The sequence below is a fragment of the Aliiroseovarius sp. D2-2 genome, assembly GCF_055809455.1.
This window is the reverse complement of the sequence record NZ_JBVVTZ010000001.1, coordinates 1-8051: the sequence shown is the minus strand read 5'-3', so window position 1 is coordinate 8051 and position 8051 is coordinate 1. Positions and strand designations below refer to the sequence as shown.

The window sequence follows — 8051 nt, the reverse complement described above, 5'->3', positions numbered from 1 at the left end:
CCTTTGCCTCATTGGTCGGTCGCGAAATCACACTGGAACTGGCTCAGGACTGCTTGGGCGATATCCTTCGGGCCTCGGATCGCAAGGTCACGGTCGAAGAAATCCAGCGCAAAGTGTCCGAGCATTACAACATCCGTCTGTCAGATACTGATTGGTCCCAAGCGTGTGCGCACGATTGCCCGTCCGCGTCAGGTGGCGATGTATCTGGCCAAGCATATGACGTCGCGGTCGCTGCCAGAAATTGGTCGCCGTTTCGGCGGGCGTGACCACACAACGGTCATGCATGGTGTGAAGCGGATCGACGAGCTGAAGGTCATTGACGATCAGATCGCAGAAGATCTGGAATTGCTGCGTCGCGCACTTGAGGCATGATGCAACCCTGAATTGGCAGTTTTAGGGCTTAAAGCCTTGACCCGCCCACGAAAGAAGCGGACATTCCGATAAAAGAATTGAGCCGGGCGGTGAACCTGATATGGTCTCCGCCCCGGTATCTGTCAGGAGTGGGACATGAAGATCAGTATCGAACGCGGCGCGCTTCTAAAGGCCGTGGCACAGGCGCAATCAGTTGTTGAACGCCGGAACACCATTCCAATCCTTGCAAATGTGCTGATCGAAGCCGAAGGCAACAGCGTTTCCTTCCGTGCCACAGATCTGGATATCGAAGTTGTCGATAAGACCGACGCCATGGTTGAACGCGCAGGTGCCACCACAGTTTCTGCTGTGACCCTGCACGAGATTGTGCGCAAGCTGCCGGATGGTGCTCTTGTCCAACTGACCGACGATGGTGCGACTGGGCGCTTGAGTGTCGAAGCTGGCCGATCCAGCTTTTCGCTTGCCACGTTGCCGAAAGAAGACTTCCCGGTCATGGCAAGTTCCGAATACTCGGCGAATTTTGCTGCTCCTGCACCGGTTCTGCGTCGTCTGTTCGATAAATCCAAATTTGCGATCTCAACCGAAGAAACACGTTACTATCTGAACGGCGTCTACATGCACGTTTCAGAATCGGATGGTGGTAAGGTTTTGCGGTGTGTGGCCACGGATGGTCACCGTCTGGCGCGTATTGATGCGGATCTGCCTTCTGGTGCTGAAGATATGCCCGGTGTGATTGTTCCGCGCAAAACTGTGGGCGAGCTGCGCAAGCTTCTGGACGATGATGAAGCAGAAATTGCCGTATCGGTTTCGGAAACCAAGATCCGCTTTGCAACGCCAGCAATCACGTTGACGTCGAAAGTGATCGACGGAACCTTCCCCGACTACACGCGCGTCATTCCTTCGGGCAACACCCGTAAGCTGGAAGTCGATGCGACCCAATTTGCACAAGCTGTGGATCGTGTTGCCACGGTTTCGAGCGAGCGTTCGCGCGCCGTGAAGTTGCAGTTGGACGAAGATCGTCTAATTCTGTCGGTGAACGCACCCGATGCTGGCGCCGCCGAGGAAGAGCTGGCCGTGGCTTACAACGACGAGCGGTTGGAGATTGGGTTCAACGCGAAATACTTGTTGGAGATTGCCAGCCAAGTTGATCGTGAAAACGCGGTCTTCATGTTCAATTCGTCAGGCGATCCGACTTTGATGCGTGAAGGCAATGACACCAGCGCCGTTTACGTCGTCATGCCCATGCGTGTGTGACCTGTCACGCATTGAAACGCTAAAAGGGAGGGCGCGATGACACTCGCCCTTCGCGAGCTGACACTCAGCCATTTTCGCAGCCACAAACTTGTACGCCTGTCATTGGATGGGCGGCCTGTTGTGCTGCATGGGCAGAACGGGGCCGGTAAGACAAACATTCTTGAGGCTATTTCGATGCTCTCGCCGGGGCGCGGACTGCGACGTGCTGCGTTGGATGAAATGATCCGTAAACCCGAGGCTGTCGGTTGGAAAATCTCGGCTGTGCTGCAAAGTCTGCATCAAACGCACGAGGTTGAGACGTGGCTTGAAGCAGGCGCGTCCCGACAAGTTCGAATTGACGATAAGGCCGCCGCACAAGTGGTTTTGGGGCGCATCGCGCGCATTGTGTGGCTTGTGCCGGTTATGGATCGGTTGTGGGTTGAAGGTGCTGAGGGGCGTCGGCGTTTTCTGGATCGCATGACCATGAGCTTCGAGCCGGGTCACGCAGATGCGGTCCTGACTTATGAAAAGGCCATGCGAGAACGCAATCGGCTTTTGAAGGACGGGCAGCGGGACGGGCACTGGTATGCGGCTTTGGAAACGCAAATGGCGCAGGCCGGTGTTGCAATCATAGCCAACAGGAAGCGGGCGGTAGAGCAGCTGTTAGAGGCTCAGGCCGAGGCCGAAACCGCCTTTCCCGCAGCAGAGCTTTCTTTGATTCAGCCAGAAGGTGCAGTTCTGCCTGAAGAGCAGGACGCCTTGGCAGAGTCATTTGCGGAAAGCCGTCCCCGTGATTTGCTGGCAGGGCGTACGCTTGTGGGGCCGCATCGGTCTGATCTGGCGGCTGTTTATGCGGCGAAGGGTGTGGCTGCGCGTGATTGTTCTACGGGTGAACAGAAGGCACTTCTGGTGTCGCTGATCCTTGCCAACGGGCGGGCCTTGGCGCGCGATTTTGGTGCGCCGCCCATCTTTCTGCTGGACGAAGTTGCTGCCCATTTGGACTCAAGCCGCCGTGCCGCGCTTTATGATGAGATCTGTGCGCTGGGGGCACAGGCATTTATGACGGGCACTGGTCCGGAGCTATTTGAAGAATTGGGCGCACGTGCCGCTCATTTTGAAGTCAAAGATACCAACGGAATTTCAGAAGTGCATGAGGTGCAGCCATGAAAACCAATCGTGTGACGCTAATCACTTTGGGCGTAAAGGATTTGGAGCGGGCGGTTGCGTTTTACAATGCCATCGGCTGGGAGCCATCCAGCGTGCTGGACAAGGTAGCTTTCTACGACATGAACGGCATGAAATTCGGGTTCTATACGCTCGAAGGGCTGGCCGAGGATATGAAGCGCCCGGTTGAGGCGCTTGGTACGGGTGCCATGACACTGGGCCAGAACTTTCCAACCGAGGCGGATGTGGACGTAGCCTTTGACGCTGCGATTGCCGCTGGTGGCACGGTTGTAACGCGGCCCGAGAAGGTCTTCTGGGGTGGGTATTCGGGCTACTTCGCAGATCCTGATGGCCATGTCTGGGAATACGCAATGAACCCATATTGGGAGCTGGATGAGGATGGTCATCTGAAATGACCATCACGGCATCTGAGCTTGGGTTCTACATCTTTGGCTTGTTCATTCTCTTCTTAACGCCGGGGCCCGTATGGGTGGCATTGGTCGCACGTGTGCTGGCCGGTGGTTTCAGGCAGGCGTGGCCGTTGACGTTAGGTGTCGCTGTAGGTGACATCTTTTGGTCCGTTCTGGCAGCGCTGGGCATGGGTTGGTTGGCGTCGAGTGTTGAGGGCGGCATGTTCGCTCTTCGCATCGTCGCCGCGCTATTTTTTTTGTGGCTGGGCGTGACCATAATTCGGTCAGCCGGGCATAAAGTGACTGGCGACAGCCGTTTGACGCGACCAGGCATGTTGGCGGGTTTTGTAGCTGGTTTGATCGTCATCCTGTCCAACCCCAAAGCCATCCTTTTCTATATGGGGGTCTTGCCGGGCTTCTTCGATCTGGCAGCACTCACGGGACCTGACATTCTGGCGATTGCATTGGCGTCATTCGTCGTGCCGTTGGTGGGAAACCTGATACTGGCGTTTTTCGTGGATCGCGCACGTGCCTTGCTGTCTTCTGAGCACGCTTTGAAGAGGATGAACTACGCTGCCGGAGCGCTGTTGGTACTGGTCGGCATCGCGATCCTTTTCATCTAATGCGTCCCCTCAATATAGCGGGAGTTTCGAGTCAGATCCGCTGGTCAAGTTAGTCTTGATACGCTTCAGGAAAAACATCGCGCGAAAACCGCTAAATATTGTGTGTTCGGCGTGACAATCCTCTCGTAAAACACTATATTTTCGGGAACGAATAACAGGAAGTCCCACATGGCTGATGACGCGCAGAGCAGTGCCGAATATGGCGCTGAATCCATTAAGGTTCTCAAAGGCTTGGAAGCAGTGCGAAAGCGCCCAGGTATGTATATCGGTGATACCGATGACGGGTCGGGCCTGCATCACATGGTTTACGAGGTCGTGGACAACGGCATCGACGAGGTTTTGGCCGGTCACGCAGATGCTGTGACCGTCACGATTCACGCTGACAGCTCGGTTTCCGTGTCAGACAATGGCCGTGGTATTCCTGTGGACACTCACCCCGAAGAAGGCGTTTCTGCGGCTGAGGTCATCATGACCCAGCTGCACGCTGGCGGTAAGTTCGACAGCAATTCCTATAAGGTGTCGGGCGGTCTGCACGGTGTGGGCGTTTCTGTTGTGAACGCCTTGTCAGATTGGCTGGAGCTTCGCATTTGGCGCAATGGTAAGGAACATGTTGCCCGCTTTGAGCGCGGCGAGACCGCGAAACATTTGGAAGTTGTCGGCGAGTGTGGCGATCGTACCGGGACCGAAGTGCGCTTTATGGCGTCGACCGATACGTTTTCGAACCTCGATTACCAGTTCAAAACGCTTGAGAACCGCCTGCGCGAACTGAGTTTCCTGAACTCAGGTGTGCGCATCGTTATCGAGGATGAACGCCCCATCGAAAATCTGCGTTCAGAATTGCACTATGAAGGCGGCGTTAAAGAATTCGTAAAGTACCTCGATCGCTCCAAGACTCCTTTGATGGAAGAGCCGATTTTTGTCACCGGTGAAAAAGACGGGATCGGAGTCGAGGTTGCGATGTGGTGGAATGATGGCTACCACGAAAATGTGCTGCCCTTTACCAACAACATTCCGCAACGCGACGGCGGCGCGCATTTGGCTGGATTCCGGGGTGCGTTAACGCGGACATTGAACCTTTATGCCAACTCCTCCGGTCTTGCGAAGAAGGAAAAGGTGAACTTCACGGGCGACGATGCACGTGAAGGATTGACCTGTGTTCTGTCTGTGAAAGTGCCGGATCCGAAGTTCAGCTCTCAGACCAAAGACAAGCTGGTGTCGTCGGAAGTACGTCCAGCGGTCGAAGGCCTGATGAACGAAAAGCTGCAGGAGTGGTTTGACGAGAACCCTCAAATTGCGCGCATGATCGCCGGCAAGATTGTCGAAGCTGCACTGGCCCGTGAAGCGGCACGTAAGGCGCGTGAAATGACGCGTAAGAAGTCGTCGTTGGACGTGGCATCGCTGCCTGGGAAGTTGGCAGATTGTCAGGAAAAAGATCCTGCCAAACGTGAAATATTCCTTGTCGAGGGTGACTCGGCTGGTGGTTCCGCGAAGCAAGGGCGTTCGCGCCATGATCAGGCGGTCCTACCGCTGCGCGGTAAGATCCTGAACGTCGAGCGAGCCCGGTTTGATCGCATGCTGTCCAGCCAAGAGATCGGTACGCTGATCACCGCATTGGGCACCGGCATTGGTCGGGATGAATTCAACATCGAAAAGTTGCGCTATCACAAAGTCATCATCATGACAGATGCGGACGTGGATGGTGCGCATATTCGGACTTTGCTGCTGACATTCTTCTTCCGTCAGATGCCAGAGCTGATCGAGGGCGGGTATCTTTATATTGCGCAACCCCCGCTTTACAAAGTGGCGCGCGGCAAATCCGAGGTCTATGTGAAAGATCAGGCAGGTCTTGAGGATTACCTGATTAATCAGGGGATCGACGGGACTGTGCTGCGTCTGACCAATGGCGAAGAAATTGCGGGTGCTGATCTGACGCGGATCGTTGATGGTGCGCGAAATTTCAAGCGTATTCTGGATGCCTTTCCGACGCATTACCCACGCAACATTCTGGAGCAAGCCGCCCTTGCTGGCGCATTTGATCCGGGTCGTGCGGATTCAGATTTGCAGCGTGTAGCAGATGATGTGGCGGCGCGTTTGGATAAAGTTGCCGTTGAATATGAACGCGGCTGGCAGGGCCGGATCACGCAAGATCACGGTATTCGCCTTGCCCGCGTACTGCGCGGCGTTGAGGAGATTCGCACACTGGACGGTGCGGTGCTTCGTTCAGGCGAAGCGCGGCGTTTGTCAGAGGTTTCAAAAGAAACCCGTGATATCTATCGTGACAGCTCGCATTTGTCGCGCAAAGAGCGTGAGATCCTGATCCAAGGGCCGATCGACCTGTTGCAGGCTGTTCTGGCTGAGGGCGAAAAAGGTCTGACATTGCAGCGATACAAAGGTCTGGGCGAAATGAACCCGGATCAGCTTTGGGAAACGACCTTGGACCACGAAGCGCGCACGTTGTTGCAGGTTAAGGTCGACGATCTGGCCGAAGCGGATGACCTCTTTACCAAGCTTATGGGTGACGTGGTTGAACCCCGTCGTGAGTTTATTCAGCAGAATGCCTTGTCTGTAGAGAATTTAGATTTCTGATAGATTACAATCGGTTCCACCATTTCTAGGGTGGAGCCGATGTTGCCTGCAAGGGCGTCATGCGCCCTTTGCATACCTCATACGATATAGGCATTTGCGCCCCTGAGGACCTGAGACTAGCGTTTCGGACACAACCACAGGGGAGTAAATCCATGACAAAGATTGTCCGTAGCCTTGCGGCGGCCGCCGCAGTGGCGACGTTGGCATCGGCAGCTTATGCCGAAACCACCGTACGCGTAGCTTATGACGCCGACCCGGTCTCGATGGACCCACATGAGCAGCTGTCTGGCGGTACGCTTCAGCTGTCGCATATGGTCTTTGACCCGCTGGTCCGCTGGACCAAAGATCTGCAGTTCGAAGCCCGTCTGGCTGAAAGCTGGGAACAGATTGACGACACCACCATGCGCTTCAAGCTGAAGAGCGGTGTAAAATTCCATTCAGGCAACATGCTGACCGCAAAAGACGTTGACTGGACTTTCGATCGTCTGAAAGCCAGTGATGACTTTAAAGGCATTTTCGCTCAGTTCACCGATGTTGAAATCGTTGACGACATGACATTCGACCTGAAAACGTCCGAGCCTTATCCGCTTGTGCTGCATACTGCGACGTACATCTTCCCGATGGACAGCGCGTATTACACCGGCACCACCGATGACGGCAAAGACAAGTCGGAAATCGTTAAGCACGGTGACAGCTTTGCATCGCGCAACATCTCGGGCACAGGCCCGTTCGTTGTATCCGAGCGTGAACAAGGTGTGAAAGTGGTCTTTGATCGTTTCGACGGTTACTGGGACACTGAAACCGCAGGTAATGTCGACAAGATCATCCTGACACCGATTAAAGAAGACCCGACCCGTGTGGCCGCGCTTCTGTCGGGTGATGTTGACTTCATCGCACCGGTACCGCCGACCGATCTTAAACGTGTAGGCGACGCTGACGGTGTTGACCTGATCACGATGCCTGGTACGCGTATCATCACCTTCCAGATGAACCAGAACCGCGTCGAAGCCCTGAAAGACCCGAAAGTGCGTCTGGCAATCGACTATGCTGTGAACAACGCAGGTATCGTTGATCGCATCATGCGTGGCTTTGGTACCGTGGGTGGACAAGCATCGCCGGCTGGTTATCTGGGTCACGATCCGGCTCTGGCACCGCGTTTCGATCTTGAAAAAGCGAAAGCTTTGATGGCTGAAGCTGGTTATGCCGATGGCTTCTCGATCACCATGATGGCGCCAAACAACCGGTATGTGAACGACGACAAGATCGCACAAGCTGTTGCGTCGATGCTGGCACAGATCAATATCAAGGTTGACCTGCAAACCATGCCGAAAGCGCAATACTGGCCCGCGTTTGATGAACGTGCGGCTGACATGATGATGATTGGCTGGCACGCAGATACCGAAGATTCTGCAAACTTCCACCAGTTCCTGTCGGCTTGTCCGGATGAAGCAACCGGTAACGGTCAGTACAACTCGGGTGCTTACTGTAACTCGATGGCGGATGATCTGATGAATGCGTCGAACAGCGAAACCGATATGGCCAAGCGTGCCGATCAGCTGAAGAAGCTGGAAGGTATCCTGTACGAAGAAGCTGCGTTCATCCCGCTGCACTGGCAGAACCTTGCTTGGGGATCGAAGTCGAACATGAACTCGGCTGACATCGT

Annotated in this window: 6 protein-coding genes and 1 pseudogene; all 7 read left to right on the top strand. The window is 54.9% G+C overall.

The features are described 5' to 3' along the window. A pseudogene (locus AC0L6A_RS16005) lies at window positions 1-372 on the top strand (helix-turn-helix domain-containing protein); the annotation flags it as partial. A gap of 135 nt (window positions 373-507) precedes the next feature. Beyond that, window positions 508-1626, top strand: a complete 1119-nt coding sequence (dnaN, locus tag AC0L6A_RS16000; RefSeq protein WP_473293560.1) for a DNA polymerase III subunit beta — start codon at window positions 508-510, stop codon at window positions 1624-1626. 36 nt (window positions 1627-1662) lie between these two features. Next, a complete protein-coding gene (gene recF, locus AC0L6A_RS15995; RefSeq protein WP_473293559.1) occupies window positions 1663-2772 on the top strand; it encodes a DNA replication/repair protein RecF in 1110 nt (369 codons plus the stop codon). Then, window positions 2769-3185 (top strand): VOC family protein, encoded by a 417-nt coding sequence (locus tag AC0L6A_RS15990; RefSeq protein WP_473293558.1) that lies wholly within the window; start codon window positions 2769-2771, stop codon window positions 3183-3185. Before recF ends, AC0L6A_RS15990 begins: the two co-directional genes overlap by 4 nt. Continuing rightward, complete coding sequence (locus AC0L6A_RS15985; RefSeq protein ID WP_473291901.1) at window positions 3182-3802, top strand: LysE family translocator; 621 nt, start codon at window positions 3182-3184, stop codon at window positions 3800-3802. The genes AC0L6A_RS15990 and AC0L6A_RS15985 overlap by 4 nt, the downstream gene beginning before the upstream one ends. A gap of 168 nt (window positions 3803-3970) precedes the next feature. Beyond that, window positions 3971-6388, top strand: a complete 2418-nt coding sequence (gene gyrB, locus AC0L6A_RS15980; RefSeq protein WP_473293556.1) for a DNA topoisomerase (ATP-hydrolyzing) subunit B — start codon at window positions 3971-3973, stop codon at window positions 6386-6388. A gap of 152 nt (window positions 6389-6540) precedes the next feature. Beyond that, window positions 6541-8051: ABC transporter substrate-binding protein (locus AC0L6A_RS15975; RefSeq protein WP_473293555.1), on the top strand; the 1511-nt coding region annotated here is incomplete at its 3' end.

Excerpts from the sequence above, each read along its gene's own strand:
- dnaN (WP_473293560.1), top strand. The coding sequence starts at position 508 with ATGAAGATCAGTATCGAACGCGGCGCGCTTCTAAAGGCCGTGGCACAG.
- recF (WP_473293559.1), top strand. The coding sequence starts at position 1,663 with ATGACACTCGCCCTTCGCGAGCTGACACTCAGCCATTTTCGCAGCCAC.
- AC0L6A_RS15990 (WP_473293558.1), top strand. The coding sequence starts at position 2,769 with ATGAAAACCAATCGTGTGACGCTAATCACTTTGGGCGTAAAGGATTTG.
- AC0L6A_RS15985 (WP_473291901.1), top strand. The coding sequence starts at position 3,182 with ATGACCATCACGGCATCTGAGCTTGGGTTCTACATCTTTGGCTTGTTC.
- gyrB (WP_473293556.1), top strand. The coding sequence starts at position 3,971 with ATGGCTGATGACGCGCAGAGCAGTGCCGAATATGGCGCTGAATCCATT.